General features: G+C 70.4%; 12 protein-coding genes and 3 rRNA genes. All 15 read left to right on the top strand.

What is annotated here, in order from left to right:
- Positions 1-211 precede the first annotated feature (211 nt).
- The 15 genes from N0B34_RS08700 (at position 212) to N0B34_RS08630 (ending at position 19,689) form a co-directional block, all read left to right on the top strand.
- Positions 212-1,728, top strand: a 16S ribosomal RNA gene (locus tag N0B34_RS08700).
- 437 nt (positions 1,729-2,165) lie between these two features.
- Positions 2,166-5,273 (top strand): 23S ribosomal RNA (locus N0B34_RS08695).
- A gap of 71 nt (positions 5,274-5,344) precedes the next feature.
- Positions 5,345-5,461, top strand: a 5S ribosomal RNA gene (rrf, locus tag N0B34_RS08690).
- Together the 16S, 23S and 5S rRNA genes form the textbook arrangement of a ribosomal RNA operon.
- A 1,571-nt stretch (positions 5,462-7,032) precedes the next feature.
- The gene (locus tag N0B34_RS08685) at positions 7,033-7,758 is read left to right on the top strand and encodes a hypothetical protein (protein WP_263730951.1); all 726 of its coding nucleotides are present in this window, start codon (positions 7,033-7,035) and stop codon (positions 7,756-7,758) included.
- A complete protein-coding gene (locus tag N0B34_RS08680) occupies positions 7,755-8,765 on the top strand; it encodes an HAD-IIA family hydrolase (RefSeq protein ID WP_263730950.1) in 1,011 nt (336 codons plus the stop codon). The genes N0B34_RS08685 and N0B34_RS08680 overlap by 4 nt, the downstream gene beginning before the upstream one ends.
- A gap of 103 nt (positions 8,766-8,868) precedes the next feature.
- Positions 8,869-9,030, top strand: a complete 162-nt coding sequence (locus N0B34_RS08675; protein WP_263730949.1) for a hypothetical protein — start codon at positions 8,869-8,871, stop codon at positions 9,028-9,030.
- 8 nt (positions 9,031-9,038) lie between these two features.
- Positions 9,039-9,851 carry a TlyA family RNA methyltransferase gene (locus N0B34_RS08670; protein WP_263730948.1) on the top strand — a complete coding sequence of 271 codons (813 nt, stop codon included), beginning with the start codon at positions 9,039-9,041 and terminating at the stop codon, positions 9,849-9,851.
- Positions 9,848-10,801: an NAD kinase gene (locus tag N0B34_RS08665; protein ID WP_263730947.1), complete on the top strand. Its 954-nt coding sequence runs from the start codon at positions 9,848-9,850 to the stop codon at positions 10,799-10,801. The genes N0B34_RS08670 and N0B34_RS08665 overlap by 4 nt, the downstream gene beginning before the upstream one ends.
- A complete protein-coding gene (gene recN, locus N0B34_RS08660; protein ID WP_263730946.1) occupies positions 10,798-12,534 on the top strand; it encodes a DNA repair protein RecN in 1,737 nt (578 codons plus the stop codon). Before N0B34_RS08665 ends, recN begins: the two co-directional genes overlap by 4 nt.
- Positions 12,535-12,540: 6 nt before the next feature.
- A complete protein-coding gene (steA, locus tag N0B34_RS08655; protein ID WP_263730945.1) occupies positions 12,541-13,728 on the top strand; it encodes a putative cytokinetic ring protein SteA in 1,188 nt (395 codons plus the stop codon).
- Between the two features lie 46 nt (positions 13,729-13,774).
- Positions 13,775-14,767 (top strand): copper transporter, encoded by a 993-nt coding sequence (locus tag N0B34_RS08650; protein ID WP_263730944.1) that lies wholly within the window; start codon positions 13,775-13,777, stop codon positions 14,765-14,767.
- On the top strand, positions 14,764-15,621 hold the full coding sequence (locus N0B34_RS08645) for a hypothetical protein (protein ID WP_263730943.1): 858 nt from the start codon (positions 14,764-14,766) through the stop codon (positions 15,619-15,621). Before N0B34_RS08650 ends, N0B34_RS08645 begins: the two co-directional genes overlap by 4 nt.
- Complete coding sequence (gene murJ / locus N0B34_RS08640) at positions 15,618-17,252, top strand: murein biosynthesis integral membrane protein MurJ (protein ID WP_263730942.1); 1,635 nt, start codon at positions 15,618-15,620, stop codon at positions 17,250-17,252. The genes N0B34_RS08645 and murJ overlap by 4 nt, the downstream gene beginning before the upstream one ends.
- A 161-nt stretch (positions 17,253-17,413) precedes the next feature.
- Positions 17,414-19,075, top strand: coding sequence for a CTP synthase (locus N0B34_RS08635; protein WP_318529974.1), 1,662 nt, complete (start codon positions 17,414-17,416; stop codon positions 19,073-19,075).
- Positions 19,072-19,689, top strand: coding sequence for an NUDIX domain-containing protein (locus N0B34_RS08630; RefSeq protein ID WP_263730941.1), 618 nt, complete (start codon positions 19,072-19,074; stop codon positions 19,687-19,689). Before N0B34_RS08635 ends, N0B34_RS08630 begins: the two co-directional genes overlap by 4 nt.
- The last annotated feature ends 54 nt before the right edge of the window (positions 19,690-19,743 follow it).

Genomic DNA, 19,743 nt, shown 5'->3' with positions numbered 1-19,743 from the left:
GGATGAGCGTCTGTTCTTTGAGAACTCAACAGTGTGCCAAGTAGTCGATGCCAAGTTGTCTGCTGCGATGTTGTGTCGTGGTGGGCTTGGTGTTGATGGGAGCCTGCTTCTCACCCCGTGGGTGGTGGGTTCCTTTTTGATGCCAGATCTGTGTTGTTCTTTGTTGTGTCTGTTGCCTGGCTGCCTTGGGGTGGTCGGGTGGCGTTGGACATTGACGGAGAGTTTGATTCTGGCTCAGGACGAACGCTGGCGGCGTGCTTAACACATGCAAGTCGAACGGTGATGGCCAGCTTGCTGGTCTGATCAGTGGCGAACGGGTGAGTAACACGTGAGTAACCTGCCCCTGACTCTGGGATAACTACCGGAAACGGTGGCTAATACCGGATATGAGGTGCCTGGGCATCTGGGCGCCTGGAAAGTTTTTCGGTCAGGGATGGGCTCGCGGCCTATCAGCTTGTTGGTGGGGTGATGGCCTACCAAGGCGACGACGGGTAGCCGGCCTGAGAGGGCGACCGGCCACACTGGGACTGAGACACGGCCCAGACTCCTACGGGAGGCAGCAGTGGGGAATATTGCACAATGGGCGCAAGCCTGATGCAGCGACGCCGCGTGCGGGATGACGGCCTTCGGGTTGTAAACCGCTTTCAGCAGGGAAGAAGCGCAAGTGACGGTACCTGCAGAAGAAGCGCCGGCTAACTACGTGCCAGCAGCCGCGGTAATACGTAGGGCGCAAGCGTTGTCCGGAATTATTGGGCGTAAAGAGCTCGTAGGCGGTTTGTCGCGTCTGCTGTGAAATCCTCAGGCTCAACCTGGGGCTTGCAGTGGGTACGGGCAGACTAGAGTGCGGTAGGGGTGACTGGAATTCCTGGTGTAGCGGTGGAATGCGCAGATATCAGGAGGAACACCGATGGCGAAGGCAGGTCACTGGGCCGCAACTGACGCTGAGGAGCGAAAGCATGGGGAGCGAACAGGATTAGATACCCTGGTAGTCCATGCCGTAAACGTTGGGCACTAGGTGTGGGGTCCATTCCACGGATTCCGTGCCGCAGCAAACGCATTAAGTGCCCCGCCTGGGGAGTACGGCCGCAAGGCTAAAACTCAAAGAAATTGACGGGGGCCCGCACAAGCGGCGGAGCATGCGGATTAATTCGATGCAACGCGAAGAACCTTACCAAGGCTTGACATACACCGGAAAAGTGCAGAGATGTGCTCCCCGTAAGGTCGGTGTACAGGTGGTGCATGGTTGTCGTCAGCTCGTGTCGTGAGATGTTGGGTTAAGTCCCGCAACGAGCGCAACCCTCGTCCCATGTTGCCAGCGGGTTATGCCGGGGACTCATGGGAGACTGCCGGGGTCAACTCGGAGGAAGGTGGGGATGACGTCAAATCATCATGCCCCTTATGTCTTGGGCTTCACGCATGCTACAATGGCCGGTACAAAGGGCTGCGATACCGTGAGGTGGAGCGAATCCCAAAAAGCCGGTCTCAGTTCGGATCGGGGTCTGCAACTCGACCCCGTGAAGTCGGAGTCGCTAGTAATCGCAGATCAGCAACGCTGCGGTGAATACGTTCCCGGGCCTTGTACACACCGCCCGTCAAGTCATGAAAGTCGGTAACACCCGAAGCCGGTGGCCCAACCTTTGGGGGGAGCCGTCGAAGGTGGGACTGGCGATTAGGACTAAGTCGTAACAAGGTAGCCGTACCGGAAGGTGCGGCTGGATCACCTCCTTTCTAAGGAGCATCTGGCAGCTGGTCGTGCCTGTCGTGGGTGCGGTCGGGTGTCCAGGCCCATGCCCTGGCCGTGCGTGTCGGGGGTGGAGCTCACGGGTGGAACATCGACTACGGCCGGTTCTGCTTTCTGGTTTGTCCTAGTACGTCGTGCTCGCTTCGGTGGGTGCGGGTGGGAACGGATGGGTCAGACGGTGGGGTCGGCTGGGCACGCTGTTGGGTCCTGAGGGAACAGCCGTTCGCGGGTGTTGTCCTTGGGGTCGCGATGATCGCTTCTGCTTCTCGGGGTGCTGCTCCGGGTGGTGGGAGGGGTCGGGTGGCCGGCAGGCCCCTGGTCCGGTGGACTGCTCTCGTCGTGGGGGTGGGCGCCGGGGTTTCCGGGTGGGTCCTGGTCGTTGGTTGAGAACTGCACAGTGGACGCGAGCATCTTTGATTTTTGTGGTCAAGTTGATAAGGGCACAGGGTGGATGCCTTGGCACCAGGAGCCGAAGAAGGACGTCGTAGCCTGCGATAAGCCTCGGGGAGTTGGCAAACGAACCGTGATCCGAGGATGTCCGAATGGGGAAACCCCGTACGAGTCATGTCGTACGACCCGCACCTGAATATATAGGGTGTGTGGAGGGAACGCCGGGAAGTGAAACATCTCAGTACCGGCAGGAAGAGATATTCCGTGAGTAGTGGCGAGCGAAAGCGGATCAGGCCAAACCGTGCGCGTGTGCAAGCCGGCAGGCGTTGCGCGTACGGGGTTGTGGGACCTTTCGGTCCGGTCTGCCGACCGGGCAGGGAGTCAGAAAGTCGTGTCATAGTCGAAGGGTCTTGAAAGGCCCGGCACAGAGGGTGGTACCCCCGTAGACGAAATGATGCGGCCTCCCGAGAGGGATCCCAAGTAGCTCCGGGCCCGAGAAACCTGGAGTGAATCTGCACAGACCACTGTGTAAGCCTAAATACTACCTGGTGACCGATAGCGGACAAGTACCGTGAGGGAAAGGTGAAAAGTACCCCGGGAGGGGAGTGAAATAGTACCTGAAACCGTGTGCCTACAAGCCGTCGGAGCCTCCCTAGCAGGGGTGACGGCGTGCCTTTTGAAGAATGAGCCTGCGAGTTAGTGGTACGTGGCGAGGTTAACCCGTGTGGGGAAGCCGTAGCGAAAGCGAGTCCGAACAGGGCGTGTCAGTCGCGTGCTCTAGACCCGAAGCGAAGTGATCTAGCCATGGGCAGGGTGAAGCGCGGGTAAGACCGCGTGGAGGCCCGAACCCACCAGGGTTGAAAACCTGGGGGATGACCTGTGGTTAGGGGTGAAAGGCCAATCAAACTTCGTGATAGCTGGTTCTCCCCGAAATGCATTTAGGTGCAGCGTCACGCGTTTCTTGCCGGAGGTAGAGCTACTGGATAGCCGATGGGCCCGACCAGGTTACTGACGTTAGCCAAACTCCGAATGCCGGTAAGCCAGAGCGTGGCAGTGAGACGGCGGGGGATAAGCTCCGTCGTCGAGAGGGAAACAGCCCAGACCACCAGCTAAGGCCCCCAAGCGTGTGCTAAGTGGGAAAGGATGTGGAGTTGCACAGACAACCAGGAGGTTGGCTTAGAAGCAGCCACCCTTGAAAGAGTGCGTAATAGCTCACTGGTCAAGTGATTCCGCGCCGACAATGTAGCGGGGCTCAAGCACACCGCCGAAGCTGTGGCATTCACACGTGTACTAGGCCTTCGTGGTCCAGGTGTGTGGATGGGTAGGGGAGCGTCGTGTGGGCGGTGAAGCCGCGGGGTGACCCAGCGGTGGAGACCACACGAGTGAGAATGCAGGCATGAGTAGCGAATGACGGGTGAGAAACCCGTCCGCCGAATGACCAAGGGTTCCAGGGCCAGGTTCATCCGCCCTGGGTAAGTCGGGACCTAAGGCGAGGCCGACAGGCGTAGTCGATGGACAACGGGTTGATATTCCCGTACCGGCGAAGAACCGCCCATACCGAGCCCGGTGATGCTGAGCGCCTCGTGCGTGCCACCGCCCCTTCGGGGGCACCGGTGCGTACGGGCCGCGACCCGATCCGGTAGTAGGTAAGCGTATTAACAGGGGTGACGCAGGAAGGTAGCCCGGCGTGGCGATGGTAGTCCACGTCCAAGGTCGTAGGGTGAGGGGTAGGCAAATCCGCCCCTCCTGTGCCTGAGAGCCGACGGTGACCGCGCAAGCGGGAACTGGGTGATCCTATGCTGCCAAGAAAAGCCTCGACGCGAGGTTCTAGCCGCCCGTACCCCAAACCGACTCAGGTGGTCAGGTAGAGAATACCAAGGCGATCGAGCGAATCGTGGTTAAGGAACTCGGCAAAATGCCCCCGTAACTTCGGGAGAAGGGGGGCCTCAAGCGTGAACCGGCTTGCCCGGGGAGCGTGGAGGGCCGCAGAGACCAGGGAGAAGCGACTGTTTACTAAAAACACAGGTCCGTGCGAAGTCGCAAGACGATGTATACGGACTGACGCCTGCCCGGTGCTGGAAGGTTAAGAGGACGGGTCAGCCGCAAGGCGAAGCTCAGAATTTAAGCCCCAGTAAACGGCGGTGGTAACTATAACCATCCTAAGGTAGCGAAATTCCTTGTCGGGTAAGTTCCGACCTGCACGAATGGCGTAACGACTTCTCCGCTGTCTCAACCGCGAACTCGGCGAAATTGCACTACGAGTAAAGATGCTCGTTACGCGCAGCAGGACGGAAAGACCCCGGGACCTTTACTATAGCTTGGTATTGGTGTTCGGTGCGGTTTGTGTAGGATAGGTGGGAGACTGCGAAGCGGGCACGCCAGTGTTCGTGGAGTCGCCGTTGAAATACCACTCTGACCGCTTCGGATGTCTAACCTCGGTCCGTGATCCGGACCAGGGACAGTGCCTGGTGGGTAGTTTAACTGGGGCGGTTGCCTCCTAAAATGTAACGGAGGCGCTCAAAGGTTCCCTCAGCCTGGTTGGCAATCAGGTGGCGAGTGCAAGTGCACAAGGGAGCTTGACTGTGAGACTGACAGGTCGAGCAGGGACGAAAGTCGGAACTAGTGATCCGGCGGTGGCTTGTGGAAGCGCCGTCGCTCAACGGATAAAAGGTACCCCGGGGATAACAGGCTGATCTTGCCCAAGAGTCCATATCGACGGCATGGTTTGGCACCTCGATGTCGGCTCGTCGCATCCTGGGGCTGGAGTAGGTCCCAAGGGTTGGGCTGTTCGCCCATTAAAGCGGTACGCGAGCTGGGTTTAGAACGTCGTGAGACAGTTCGGTCCCTATCCGCTGCGCGCGCAGGAAACTTGAGAAGGGCTGTCCCTAGTACGAGAGGACCGGGACGGACGAACCTCTGGTGTGCCAGTTGTTCCGCCAGGAGCACGGCTGGTTGGCTACGTTCGGAAGGGATAACCGCTGAAAGCATCTAAGCGGGAAGCCTGCTTCAAGATGAGGTTTCCACGCCCCCTCGAGGGGTGAGAGGCTCCCAGCAAGACCACTGGGTAGATAGGCCGGACGTGGAAGACGGGACCAACGACCGTCGCAGCTGACCGGTACTAATCAGCCGACCACTTCACCACAACATCATGCACGCGTCCACTGTGCGGTTCCCGAGCAACGAACGGGAACCCGTTTGACAACTCGACACCGTTACGGCGGCCATAGCGAAGGGGAAACGCCCGGTCCCATTCCGAACCCGGAAGCTAAGCCCTTCAGCGCCGATGGTACTGCACCCGCCAGGATGTGGGAGAGTAGGACGCCGCCGAACACCATTCCAGAAAGGCCCACCCGCAACCGGGTGGGCCTTTCTGCATTCACCCACACCCACCGACCCACCACCGAGACGCAGGTCGAGCGACATCCCTTCGGTCCTCCGCCGGCTCCGTACCGGTCCTGCGAGCGTGGCCCCCCGGGGGCCTGGGTCGGTGTCGATGTCGCCGTCGGTCAGGGTTGTGCGGTGGTCCGGAGACGGTTCGAGATGCCGTTGCTCTGCGTCTGGGCTGCTTCCCACCCGGCGCGTGTCCGGAGCTGAACGGGATGGGATGATGTCCCTTTGAATCGTGGAGGTAGGACCTGATGAACAGCGACGGCCGTGGCGGCAACGAGCGGGGACGTGGAGCGTCCCGCGGTGGGCGGGGCCGAGATGGCGCGTCTGGTGGTTCGTCGGGGGGTAGAGCCGGCGGTTCGTCGGGGGCCCTCGGCGGCGGTTCTCCACGATCGTCGTGGGGCAGCTCGCGGGCTCCGCGCACTGGCGACACCGGGCGCTCGTTCCCCGCAGGTGCGGGGAGCGCCGAGGGGCGTCGCGGTCCTGGAGAGGGTCGCACGGGCCGGCCGACCGGTCCGGCTGGCGGCGCGATGCGTTCCGGTGGTCGGTCGACGGGATGGGGCAACGGCTCTGGTCGTTCCAGCGCCTCCGGCGCTCCGGCGGCAGGAGCCGCCGGGGGCGTCCGGGGCAGGGGTCCCGCGGGCGGAGCCGGCGGTCGTGCGGCGGATGCGGACGAGCGGGGCTATCGAGGTGGTTCCCCGCGCGCTGCCGGTGGAGCTCGGCAGGCGGGCGGGGCGCGGGCTGCAGCCTCGCGCCCGGCCGTCGACGGCCCTCGTCGCCCTGAGCAGCGGCGTACCTGGGGACCGGGTGGTTCCGAGGCGCGCTCGTTCTCGGACGAGGGTGGGGCATCCTCCGGTGGCGACCTGAGGGGCGCTCGTCCCGCCCGCGCCGGGTCGGGTGGGCCGTTCGGCAGCGCCGGCCGGTCCCGTGGCGAGGGTGGCGGCCGGGGTGCTGGCGGTCCCCGTGGACCGCAACGACCCGGTGGCCGTGACGGTCGTCCGGTCGGTGGGGCGCCGTCGAGCGCGGGCTCCGCCGATCGCTCGTCCGGGTATCGGTCGGGCGGCCATGACGGCGGGGAAGGGCGACGCGGCGGCGAACGGCCCGTCACGAGTCGGAACGTCGACGGACCGGTCGACCGGTTCGCCGGAAGGCAGGCCGCGGGTCGCCCGCGTGAGGAGTCTCCCCGCGGCACCGGCAGAGGCATCACGTCCGGACCGCGAGCCGGCGCATCGGCGCGTCCCTGGTCACCGGATGACCGCAGGGCCGGCGGCTCTCGTGACGAAGCCGGTACGGCACGCACGTCGACCGGTCCCCGGCGTGAGGGTCGAACGGATCGGCTCTCCACAGGGTCGTCGACCGGTCCGCGACGCGGTGCGCCGGGGGCTGACCGTGCGCAGGGTCGCCCACGGCGTGATGACACGCGAACCCCCGCGACGATCAGGGAGGCCGGCCCAGGCACCGAGGCTCCGCCGCGTGCCCACGATCCGGAGGTCGCCGAGGACGTCACCTTCAGCATGCTCGACAGGGACGTGCGTGGACGGCTTCGCACCCTGAGCAAGGACAGCGCCGAACGGGTGGGCCGCCACCTGGTGATGGTGGCCAGGCTGCTCCAGCTTGATCCTGAGCTGGCGTACGAGCACGCGCAGGCCGCTGTGCGGCGGGGCGGGCGGGTTGATGTCGTGCGCGAGGCGGCGGGTCTGGCGGCGTACCGGACCGGCCGGTACGGCGAGGCGCTCCGTGAGCTTCGCACCGTGCGCCGCCTGAACGGGTCACCGGAGCACCTCCCCGTGATGGCGGACTGCGAGCGTGGGCTCGGCCGCCCCGAGCGCGCGCTGGTGGTGGCGCAGGATCCGCAGGTCGCGGAGCTCTCTGCCGAGGCGGCGGTCGAGCTGGCGATGGTGGTCAGTGGTGCGCGGCTCGACCTCGAGGAGCCTGAGGCGGCGCTGGCGGCCCTCGCCACCCCCCAGGTGCGTGCCGCGACGGGTGTGCTCGCGGCACGCGTGGCACAGGCGCGGGCCACGGCCCTCGACGCGTGCGGACGGCACGACGAGGCGGAGCGCGAGCTGGCCCCCTACTCGGCCGAGGAGCTGGCCGAGGCGGCCGGGGACATCGACGAGGAGGACGACGTGGTGGTCTACGACCTGCTCGACGACACCGTCGACGGGGAGCAGGTCGAGCCCCCGGAGGGAGACGGCCCGCAGCCGGCGGCCGACCTCGACGGTCCGGAGCACGAGGCGTGAGCGCAGGCCTGCTCGCGGCCGACCGTCCGCTGGCCGAGCTCTTCGACCTGGCCCTGGTGGACCTCGACGGGGTCGCGTACCGCGGGCACGAGCGGGTTCCGTGGGCGTCCGAGAGCCTCGTCGAGGCGCGGGCTCGGGGCATGCGGACGCTGTTCGTCACGAACAACGCCTCGCGCTCGCCGGAGGTGGTCGCCCAGCAGCTGACGCAGCTCGGCATCCCGACGTCGGGTCCCGATGTGATGACCGCCGCACAGGCAGCCGCGCAGCTGCTCGCGACCCGCCTCGCCGGCGGGGCGAAGGTGCTGGTGGTCGGTGCCGACGCGCTCCGGGACGCCGTGCGGGCCGAGGGGTTCGAGGTGGTGTCGTCGGCCGACGAGCGCCCGGACGCCGTCGTGCAGGGCTTCAGCCCGGACGTCGCCTGGCCGCAGCTGGCGGAGGCTGCCTACGCCGTCGCCGACGGCGCGTGGTACGTCGCCTCGAACCGGGACCTGAGTCTGCCGACCGCACGGGGGTTCGCTCCCGGGAACGGTTCGCTGGTGCTCGCCGTGACGTCCGCGACCGGCGTCACGCCGGACAGTGCGGGCAAGCCGGAGCCCACCATGTACCAGCTGGCGATCGCGCGTGCGGGCGGGATGCGGACGCTAGTCGTCGGCGACCGGCTGGACACGGATCTTGCAGGCGCGCGTGCCGGTGACCTCCCGGGTCTCCACGTGCTCACGGGCGTGAGCACGGCCCGCGACGACGTGCTCGCCGTGCCGGGTGAGCGGCCGCACTACATCGGCGCTGATCTGCGTGCGCTCCTGCAGCCGCACCCGGTGCCCGTGCAGAAGGACGAGTGGTGGGTGTGCGGCGAGGCCGTGGCCCGGGTGGCCAAGGGCCGGCTGGAGCTGCGAGCGGGCGGAGACCCGGTCGACCTGGTACGAGCGGCGTGCGCGGCGGCGTGGGCGGCAGCGGACGCCGGCCTGCCCGTGGAACCGTCGAGCGTCCCGGATCTGCCGTCGGTCTGAGTGTGCGGGCCGACCCTGTGCGTGGTGGACGGCTGGGTCCGGCTGCAGCCGGTAGCGTGGACGAGGGCCGCAGCGACGGAAGGCGCGATCGGGAGGATGGCGGGTGACCGAGTCCCTGCAGGGCGAGGGCACGGGCGACGACGGCGTCGACGGCGCCTTGGGCGCGCTCGCTGAGCTCTCGGACGCCCCGTTGCGGGCCCACGTCGCCGCCTTCGAGGCCGTGCACGCTGCGCTCCAGGACCGGCTCGCAGAGTCGGACCGCTGAGCACCGTCGTGGCCCGCATCGACGTTGAGCTGGTACGTCGCGGCCTGGCACGGTCCCGCGGCGAGGCCGGCCAGCTGATCGCGGCCGGTCGGGTGCGGCTTGACGGATCACCCGTCGTGCGTCCTTCGGCTGCCGTGGACGCCGAGCGCGAGCTCGTCGTGGACCCCGACCCCGAGGATCCCGGATACGCGTCACGCGCAGGCCACAAGCTGGCAGGTGCACTCGACGTGTGGCAGTCGCGCGGCCTCGTCGTCGCCGGACGACGGTGCCTGGACGCGGGGGCGAGCACCGGCGGTTTCACCGACGTCTTGCTGCGGAGGGGGGCGGCATCGGTCGTCGCCGTGGACGTGGGGCACGGTCAGCTGCGGCCGGAGCTGCGTGCCGACCCGCGCGTCGAGGTGCGCGAGGGCGTCAACGTCCGTGACCTCGCTGCCGGCGACGTGCAGCCGCCGCCGCAGCTGGTGGTCGCAGACCTGTCGTTCATCTCGCTCCGCCTCGTCGTGGCGCCGCTGACGGCCGTCGCCGCACGTGGCGCCGATCTGGTGCTGCTGGTGAAGCCGCAGTTCGAGGTGGGGCGCGAGCGGCTCGGGTCCGGCGGCGTGGTGCGCAGCCGGTCGCTGCACAGGGACGCGTTGCTCGGTGTGCTGGAGGCCGCCGATGCGGTGGGGCTGGTCCCCGTGGACCTGCTCCGGAGCGTGCTCCCAGGGCCGAGCGGCAACGTGGAGTACCTGCTGCGGCTCGTCGCGCCCGGAGCTGCCCGACCGGTCGAACCGATGCAGGCGGACCGCGTCGACGCGGTCGTCCTGGAGGAGGACGCATGACACGTCGTGCACTGGTGGTGACCCACCGCGGCCGACCGGAGGCCGTGGCCGCGACGCTCGTCGTGGTGCGGGAGCTGGAGCGCGCCGGTGTGGAGCCGGTCACCGCCGAGGAGGACGCGACGGCGGCCGACCTGCCGGCGTTCGACCTCGCCGTGGTTCTCGGGGGCGACGGCACGATCCTGCGCGCTGCGGAGCTCACCCGCGGGACCGGTGTGCCGATGCTCGGCGTCAACCTCGGCCATGTCGGCTTCCTGGCGGAGATCGAGCCGGACAACGTCACCGCGGCCGTCCGGAGACTGACGAGCGGTGACTTCGTCGTCGAGGAGCGCAGCACGCTCGAGGTGCGGGTCATCGGCCCGGACGGCGAGGAGCGCACGGGCTGGGCGCTCAACGACGCCGCGCTCCAGAAGACCGAGGCGGCCAAGATGATCGAGGTGATCACGGAGGTCGACGACCGGCCGCTCGCCTCGTTCGGCACGGACGGGATCGTCGTCGCGACGGCGACCGGGTCCACGGCCCACGCCTTCTCCGGCGGGGGGCCCGTGGTCTGGCCCGACGTCGAGGGCCTCATCGTCGTCCCGCTGGCGGCGCACGCGCTGTTCGCCCGCCCCCTGGTGATCGGTCCGCACAGCGTCGTCGCGGTCGAGATCCTCGAACGGTCACCCTCGGGTGCGGTGCTGACCAACGACGGACGGCGCCGGCTCGACGCGCCCCCCGGGTCCCGGCTGGAGGTGTGGCTCAGCGACGTGCCGGTGCGGATGGCCCGCCTGACGCCGGCGCCGTTCACCACCCGGCTCGTGAACAAGTTCGGGTTGTCGGTCCAGGGGTGGCGCGGGCACTCGGCGGTCGTCCGACCACGCAGGGGTCGAGCTGTCGCGGCAGCCGAGACGGTCGCCCGGCCGGCTCGCCCTGAGCAGCAGGCGGAGACGCCCGCGGAGGACGTGCCGTGATCGAGGAGATCCGGATCAGCGACCTGGGCGTGATCGGCCAGGCTCAGATGGCATTGGGACCGGGCCTGACGGTGCTGACCGGCGAGACCGGGGCCGGCAAGACGATGGTGCTGACCGCGCTCTCGCTGCTGCTGGGGGGCAAGGCGGACCCTGCGACCGTGCGCGTGGGCGCACCGGCGGCCGCCGTCGAGGGACGGGTGCACCTCGACGGCCACCCGGACGCGATCGCGCGCGTCACCGACGCGGGCGCGGAGCTGGACGACGACGGCTCGCTGGTTCTGCTCCGGACCGTGACGGCCGCCGGACCGGACAGCGTGGGTCGGTCCCGCGCCCACCTCGGCGGTCGGTCCGTCCCCCAGGGGGTCCTGGCGGAGATCGCGGACGCGTTGGTGACGGTGCACGGGCAGGCCGACCAGCTGCGCCTGCGGACCCCGGCGGCCCAGCGCGAGGCGCTCGACGAGTTCGTCGGACCGGAGCACCGGGATCGTCTGGCGGCCTACCGAGCGGCATGGACCACCCGCGCCCAGGTGGACGCCGAGCTGACCGAGCTCGTGGAGCGGGCGCAGGACCGCTCGCGCGAGGCGGAGCTCCTGCGCCTCGGACTCGTCGAGGTGGAGCGGATCGACCCCCAGCCCGAGGAGGACGTCGCGCTCGCCGACGAGGCGGAGCGCCTGACTCACGCCGAGGACCTGCGGTCTGCCGCGAGCGAGGCGCACGGCGCGCTCGCGGGTGAGGACGAGGCCGGTGAGGCCCCCGCAGCGACGCTCCTCGTGGACGCCGCGCGGCGCCTGCTGGACCAGGCGGGCGCGCACGACCCGACCTTGGCCGCCCTGGCGACGCGCGTGGCCGAGGCGGGATACCTGCTGGCGGACGTCGCGACGGACCTCGCCGGGTACCTGCAGGACCTGCAGGCGGACCCGGCACGCCTCGAGGCCGTGCAGTCCCGGCGTGCCGAGCTGGCCACCCTGACCCGGAGCCACGGCGGCGATGTCGCCGGTGTGCTGGCCTGGGCCCAGCAGGCGGGCCTGCGGCTGCTGGAGCTCGAGGACGACGGCGGCCGGATCGAGGCGCTGCGGACCCGCCGCGCCGAGCTCGACGCCGAGGTCCAGGCGCTGGCCGCCGAGATCGGCGTGGCCCGGCGCGCGGCCGCGACCAGGCTGGCAGAGAGCGTCACGGCCGAGCTCGCGGGTCTCGCCATGGCGGGCGCGCGCCTCGAGGTGGCGGTCGAGGACGCGGACGAGCCCTCGGTGCACGGGGCGGACCGGGTGGAGCTGCTGCTGGTGCCGCACGCCGGCGCGCCGGCGCGGCCGCTCGGCAAGGGGGCGTCCGGTGGCGAGCTGTCGCGGGTGATGCTCGCGATCGAGGTGTCGTTGGCGACGGCGGGCGGCACTCGGGCGCAGACCCCGGGCACCTTCGTGTTCGACGAGGTGGACGCCGGCGTGGGCGGCAAGGCCGCGGTCGAGGTCGGGCGACGCCTGGCGCAGCTCGCCCGGTCGGCGCAGGTGCTCGTCGTCACCCACCTGGCGCAGGTCGCCGCGTTCGCGGACACGCATCTCGTCGTGACGAAGTCCACGGCGGGTGGGCACGACGTGGTCACCGAGTCGGACGTCCGATCGGTCGCGGGCGAGGACCGGGTCCGTGAGCTGGCACGCATGCTGGCTGGTCAGGAGGACTCCGAGGCGGCTCGCGCACACGCGGCGGAGCTCCTGGAGCAGTCGGGCGTGGGACGATGAACCGCGATGAAACTCTCCCTGCGCAGGCACGGTCAGACGGCCGGCGCCGACGAGGTCGTGGGCCCTGCCCGGGTCGACCGCCGCACGAAGGCCCTGACCAAACGTCTACGGCCCGGTGACGTCGCGGTCATCGACCACCTCGACCTCGACCGCGTCGCAGCGGAAGCCCTGGTCGCCTGCCGTCCCGCCGCGGTGCTCAACGCCGCTCGCTCGACGTCCGGCCGGTACCCGAACCTGGGCCCCGAGATCCTGGTGGCGGCGGGGGTCCCGCTGGTCGACGACCTCGGCCCGGACGTCATGTCGGTGTCCGACGGACGGGTGATCCGGGTCGCGGACGGCGCGGTGTTCGACCAGGACCGCCTGATCGCCGAGGGGGACCTGCAGACGGTGGAGTCCGTCGCTGCCTCGATGGAGGCGGCGCGTGCGGGCCTCTCGGTGCAGCTCGAGTCGTTCGCCGCCAACACGATGGACTACCTGCGGCGGGAGCGGGAGCTGCTGCTCGACGGCGTCGGCGTGCCCGACGTCCGCACGCCCATCGAGGGTCGTCAGGTGCTCGTCGTGGTGCGGGGTTACCACTACAAGGAGGACCTGGTCGCGCTCCGCCCGTACATCCGGGAGTTCCACCCCGTGCTGATCGGGGTGGACGGCGGGGCGGACGCGATCCTCGAGGCCGGTGCGCGGCCCGACCTCATCGTCGGCGACATGGACTCCGTCTCCGACCGCGCCCTGCGGTGCGGTGCCGAGGTGGTGGTGCACGCCTATCGCGACGGGCGGGCGCCCGGCCTCGCGCGGGTCGAGGCGCTCGGCATCCCGTACGTGGTGTTCCCGGCGACGGGGACCAGCGAAGACGTGGCGATGCTGCTCGCGGACGACAAGGGCGCGGAGCTGATCGTGGCGCTCGGCACGCACGCGACGTTGGTGGAGTTCCTCGACAAGGGCCGTTCCGGCATGGCCAGCACGTTCCTGACCCGCCTCCGGGTGGGCGGCAAGCTGGTGGACGCCAAGGGGGTGTCGCAGCTGTACCGGCACGGCATCTCCAACCTCCAACTGGTGCTGCTGATCGCCGCAGGCCTGTTCGCGTTGGGCGTCGCGCTCGCGTCGACCGCCGGCGGTCAGGCGCTGTACGGGCTGCTCGGCGCTCGTCTGGACGACGTCGTCTCGTGGGTGCGCGGCTTGTTCGGGGGCCTGCCGTGACGTCCGACCCGCCTGCCCGTCCCGACCTCGACCGAGAGCGCGTCCAGTGATCGACTTCCGGTACCACCTCGTCTCCCTGATCTCCGTCTTCCTCGCGCTCGCCGTGGGCATCGCCCTCGGTGCCGGCCCGTTGAAGCAGACGCTGGGCGACACCCTCACGGGCCAGGTGCAGCAGCTCCGCACGGAGAAGGCGCAGCTGCGCAGCCAGCTCGACGACACGGCGGGACAGCTGAAGAACAGCGATGCCTACCTGGACGCGGTGAGCGGCCAGCTGGTGCAGGGGACCCTGAAGGACCGGCGCGTCGCTGTCGTGGCGCTCGGTGCCGTGCCGCAGGACGAGCGCACCGCCGTCGACGCCAGGCTCACGCAGGCGGGGGCGACGATCAGCGCCCACGTGACCCTGACCGACGCGTGGTCGTCGACCGACCAGCGCAGCTTCCGGCAGGGGCTGGTCGGCTACCTCCTTGGCTACCTGAACCCGGCACCCGACCAGGGGGCGGGTGTGCAGGCCCAGCTGGCGCAGGCGCTGGTGCAGGGCCTGGTCCGGGCCGAGTCCGGCAAGCCCGACACCCTGACGCAGGACTCGACGGTGCTGCTGCAGCTGCTGTCCTCGGGGCAGACGCCGCTGATCACGCTCGCCAACCCCGTCACGGCGCCGGCCGACGCCGTCGTGGTGCTGGCCGTCCCGGTCGCGACGACGAGCGCGGCGACCCCGGCACCGACCCCGGCGCAGGACGCGACCAGCTCGGCGCTCGCGGTGGTCGGCGCCGCACAGTCGTTCTCGCACGGCGCCGTGCTGGTGGACGGGTCGGTCGCGGCGGGTTCGCTGGTGTCGGCCGTGCTGGCCGACAAGTCGCTCAACGGTGCGGTGACCACGGTGTCCGGCGCGGACACGATCACAGGCCAGGTCACCGTGCCGCTCGCCCTCGCGGCGCGCATCGCGGGGACCAACGGCCACTACGGCTTCGGCAGCGGTCTGTCCCCGATGCCGGCGCGCACGGCGGTGCCGACGACCGCCGGCACCCGGACCGCCGGGTGAGCGTCGGGCTGCTGCGCCGCGCCCTCACCGGTCTCGCGGCGGCCGCGACCACCTCGGTGGTCCGCGGCGCGCTGGACTGGCAGCCCCCCGGCGGCCCGGCCCGGTGGACGCGCCGGAACCATGCCGGCGAGCCGGTCAGCCTGCTTGAGGGACCGGCCGTGACCGTCGGTGTGCTCACTGGGGCGCTGAGCGGTGCGACGACCGCTCAGGGAGGGCTCGCCGCGGCGGTGGCCGTGCTGGGCGCCGGCGGCTTCGGACTGCTCGACGACCTGGGTGAAGGCGGTGCGGAGCCGACCAAGGGACTGCGTGGGCACCTGGGTGCACTGGCGCGGGGCCGGCTGACCACGGGCGGGCTGAAGGTGCTGGGGATCGGCGCCTCGGCAGTGCTGGCGGCGGCGCTGCTGCCCCGCGTGGGCCCGCGCGGACGGCGCACCGCCGACGTGCTGGTGGACGCTGCGATCATCGCCGGGACGGCGAACCTGGTGAACCTGCTCGACCTGCGTCCGGGTCGGGCGCTGAAGGCCGCCGCGGCCGTCGCCGGACCGGTGGCGCTGGCGGCCGGGCCCGGTGCGGTGCCGGCGAGCGCGGTGCTCGGCGCCGCGGTGGCGGCCTCCGAGCAGGATCTGGCCGAGACCGACATGCTCGGGGACTGCGGCGCGAACGCGCTCGGGGCGGCCCTCGGCACGGCCATCGCGCAGAGCGGCCCGCGGGCCGTCCGCATCGCGTGGCTGGTGACCGTCGGTGCCCTCACGGTGGTGAGCGAACGGGTCAGCTTCACTGCCGTGATCGAGCGGACGCCGGCGCTCGCGGCCGTCGACGCCTGGGGCCGGCGTCGTCGGCCGGGCCGGGGGTGAGTCCCGCGCGCCGCCGGCTGCTCGGCGGGCTGGCGGGCGCCGCGGCGATGATCGCCGTCGTCACCGCGCTGTCCCGCGTGCTGGGCTTCGTCCGCTACCTGGTCGGCGCGGGCACCGTCGGGATGGGTGGGGTGGCCGACGCCTACAACTCCGCCAACGTGCTGCCGAACGTGCTGTTCGAGGTGGCGGCCGGCGGAGCCCTCGCCGGTGCGCTCGTGCCGCTGCTGGCGGCACCGGTGCTGCGCCGCGACGCGGCGGAGGTGGACCGGATCGTCGGCGCCGCGCTCGGCTGGACCCTGCTGGTCCTCGCCCCGCTCGGGCTGCTGCTGGCGGCCGTGTCCGGTCCGGTGGCCCGCCTCGTCGCGGGCGACCGGGGTGCGGGGGCGGTCGAGGTCCTGCGCTTCTTCGTCGTCGTCTTCGCGGTGCAGGTGCCGATGTACGGGTTGACGGTGCTGCTGTACGCGGTGCTGCAGGCGCACCGGCGGTTCTTCTGGCCGGCCTTCGCGCCCGTGATGTCGTCCCTGGTGGTCGTCGCGACCTTCCTCGGGTACGGGTTGCTGGCGCACGGCCAGCGGGACGACCCGGCCGCGGTCCCCGGCGTCGCCCTGCAGGTGCTGGCCTGGGGGACCACGGCGGGCGTGGCGTCCATGTGCTTCCCGATGCTCGTCCCGGTACGTCGGCTCGGGGTCGCGGTCCGCCCGACGCTGCGGTTCCCCCCGGGGGTGGCTCGGCGGTTCAGGGCGCTCGCGTTCGCGGGTGTCGGGGCCGTCGCCGCGCAGCAGCTCTCGGTGCTGGTGGTGCTGCAGCTCGCGGTGACCCGCGGCACGAGCGGCTCGTACACGACGTTCGTCTACGGGCAGCAGGTGTACCTGCTGCCCTACGCGATCCTCGTCGTGCCCCTGGCGACGTCGACCTTCCCGCGGGTCGCGGCCCGGGTCGCCGCGGCGGACCAGGACGGGTTCGCCCGGCTGTCCGCGCTCACCACCCGCGCCGTGCTGGCCGCCGCGGCCGCCGGAGCCGCAGCGCTGCTGGCGGCCGCACCGGCGGTGGCGCGGGTGTTCGCGGCGCTGTCGCACAGTCCTTCCGTGCAGCCCGACATGACGGCCCTGCTCACCTGGATGCTGCCCGGGGTGGTCGGTTTCGCGGCGATGTTCCACGTGTCCCGGACGCTGTACGCCCTCGAGCGGGCGCGTTCGGCCGTCGTGAGCGCCGCCGTCGGCTGGGGCACGGTGGCGGTCGTCGCGGTGGTGGCCGCCGTCGCGCTGACGTCGCACGGACCCGACCGTGCCGCCGTGCTGACCGCGCTCGGCCTCGCCACGACGGCCGGGATGACGGCCGGGGGCGGCGCGACACTCGTGGCGCTGCGACGCGCGGCGGGTCCGGCGGCGCTGGACGGACTGACCCGCACGCTGCTCGTCCTGGGCGGTTCCGGCGCGGTGGCAGCCGTCGCGGGCCGGTGGGTGGCGGACGCGGTGTCGCGCGTCGCCGGCACGGGCGCGTGGACCGCGCTCGGGGCGGCGGCCGGCGCCGGGCTCGTCGCGCTGCTCGTGGTGGTCGGGGCGGTGCTGGGCCTGGACCGCGAGACCGTGCACGGCATGCTGCGAGCGGAGCACGAACCGGCCCGGAGCTGACCGACGGCAGTCGTGCGGCCCCGGGCCGGCGGGCGCCGCGACGGGGCACGGGAGCGCTCGGCGGTCGGACCGGTCGGGCGCCTCGGGACGGCCCGGCGGCGCCGCGGGGGCGCGCCGCGGCCCCGGGGAGGTCGGGCCGTCCGGTAGGGTGGAAGCCCGTGATGGATCGCGCGCACCGACTCTCCGGGCGGTCGGATTCTCTGACCCGGCACATCTTCGTCACCGGAGGCGTCGCCTCTTCTCTGGGCAAGGGCCTGACGGCCAGCAGCCTCGGGCGCCTCCTGCGCTCGCGCGGTCTGCGGGTCACCATGCAGAAGCTCGACCCCTACCTCAACGTGGACCCGGGCACCATGAACCCGTTCCAGCACGGTGAGGTGTTCGTCACGGACGACGGTGCGGAGACGGACCTCGACGTCGGCCACTACGAGCGGTTCCTCGACGTGAACCTGGTCGGCTCGGCCAACGTGACCACCGGCCAGATCTACTCGTCGGTGATCGCCCGCGAGCGGCGCGGGGAGTACCTGGGCGACACCGTGCAGGTGATCCCGCACATCACGGACGAGATCAAGGCGCGGATGCGCGCGCAGGCCGGTGACGACGTCGACGTGATCATCACCGAGATCGGTGGCACCGTCGGCGACATCGAGTCGCTGCCGTTCCTCGAGGCGGCCCGTCAGGTGCGGCACGACGTCGGCCGCGCCAACGTCTTCTTCCTGCACGTGTCGCTGGTGCCGTACATCGGCCCCTCGGGGGAGCTGAAGACCAAGCCGACCCAGCACTCGGTCGCCGCACTGCGGAGCATCGGCATCCAGCCGGACGCCATCGTGCTGCGCGCCGACCGGGAGGTGCCGGAGTCCACGAAGCGCAAGATCGCGCTGATGTGCGACGTCGACGTCGAGGGCGTGGTGACGGCCGCCGACGCCCCGAGCATCTACGAGATCCCGCGCGTGCTGCACTCGGAGGGCCTCGACGCGTACGTGGTGCAGCGGCTCGCGCTGCCCTTCCGGGACGTCGACTGGAGCGGCTGGGACGCGCTGCTCCAGCGCGTGCACCGCCCGGCGCACCAGGTCGAGATCGCGCTCGTCGGCAAGTACATCGACCTGCCGGACGCCTACCTGTCCGTCACGGAGGCGCTGCGCGCCGGTGGCTTCCACCACGACGCCCGGGTGAAGATCCGCTGGGTCACCTCGGACGACTGCCAGACGCTGGACGGTGCGGCAGCCGCGCTCGAGGGCGTGGACGGTGTGGTGATCCCCGGCGGTTTCGGGGTTCGCGGCATCGAGGGCAAGGTCGGCGCGCTGCGCTGGGCCCGCGAGAACAAGGTCCCGACGCTGGGCCTGTGCCTCGGCCTGCAGTGCATGGTGATCGAGTACTCCCGCAACGTGCTGGGGCTGGACGGGGCCTCGTCCTCGGAGTTCGACCCGGACACGCCGCACGCCGTGATCGCGACGATGGCGGAGCAGCTGGCGATCGTCGGCGGCGAGGGCGACCTGGGTGGCACCATGCGGCTCGGCGCCTACGAGGCCGTGCTGACCCCGGGCTCGCTGGTCGCGGAGCTCTACGGCGCCGACAAGGTGTCCGAGCGGCACCGCCACCGGTACGAGGTTAACAACGCCTACCGGGACAAGCTCGAGGAGGCCGGTCTGGTCATCTCCGGCGTCTCCCCGGACACGTCGCTGGTGGAGTTCGTGGAGCTCCCGCGCGAGGAGCACCCCTACTTCGTCGCGACGCAGGCGCACCCGGAGTTCAAGTCGCGTCCGACCCGGGCGCACCCGCTGTTCGCAGGGCTGGTCGGGGCGGCGCTGGCGCGGCGCTCCGCATGACGACCCGGCCCGCCACCCCGGGACCGACCGACACGGTCGCGAGCCGTCCGGTCGTGCAGCACCGCGTGCTGCACGACGGGAAGGTGTTCGACGTGGTCGCCGACCACGTCGACCTGGGTGGCGAGCCGGTGCTGCGCGAGTACACGGCGCACCCCGGTGCGGTCGGTGTGATCGCGCTGGACGACGACGACCGGGTGCTGCTGCTGTCCCAGTACCGGCACCCGGTCCGTCGGGAGCTGTGGGAGCCGCCGGCCGGGCTCCTGGACGTCGAGGGGGAGGACCCCGTCGCGGCGGCAGCGCGCGAGCTCGCCGAGGAGGCCGACCTGCGGGCGGGCTCGTGGTGGCGGCTGGTCGACTTCTTCACCTCACCGGGCAGCTCGGACGAGTCGATCACGGTCTACCTCGCGCGGGACCTCTCACCGGTGCCGCACGGCGAGCGCCACGAGCGCATCGACGAGGAGGCGACCATGGTCGCCTCCTGGCTGCCGCTCGACGAGGCCGTCGCCTCGGTGCTGGGTGGACGGCTGCACAACCCGACGGCCGTGGTGGGCATTCTCGCGGCGGCGGCCGCTCGCTCTGCCGGGTGGTCCACGCTCGAGGCAGTCACGGCGTAGCGCGACCACCGTCGTCGCGGCCTCGCGAGGGCGGGGCGGCGTGCCGCCGTCGGC

It is taken from the genome of Cellulomonas sp. SG140, from assembly GCF_025770785.1.
GTDB lineage: Bacteria > Actinomycetota > Actinomycetes > Actinomycetales > Cellulomonadaceae > Cellulomonas.
This window is presented reverse-complemented; position numbering and strand designations above follow the sequence as displayed.

Bases quoted from the DNA above. Each gene is read 5' to 3' on its own strand.
- N0B34_RS08630 (WP_263730941.1), top strand. From the start codon at position 19,072: ATGACGACCCGGCCCGCCACCCCGGGACCGACCGACACGGTCGCGAGC.
- N0B34_RS08635 (WP_318529974.1), top strand. From the start codon at position 17,414: ATGGATCGCGCGCACCGACTCTCCGGGCGGTCGGATTCTCTGACCCGG.
- steA (WP_263730945.1), top strand. From the start codon at position 12,541: ATGAAACTCTCCCTGCGCAGGCACGGTCAGACGGCCGGCGCCGACGAG.
- N0B34_RS08665 (WP_263730947.1), top strand. From the start codon at position 9,848: ATGACACGTCGTGCACTGGTGGTGACCCACCGCGGCCGACCGGAGGCC.
- N0B34_RS08685 (WP_263730951.1), top strand. From the start codon at position 7,033: ATGCTCGACAGGGACGTGCGTGGACGGCTTCGCACCCTGAGCAAGGAC.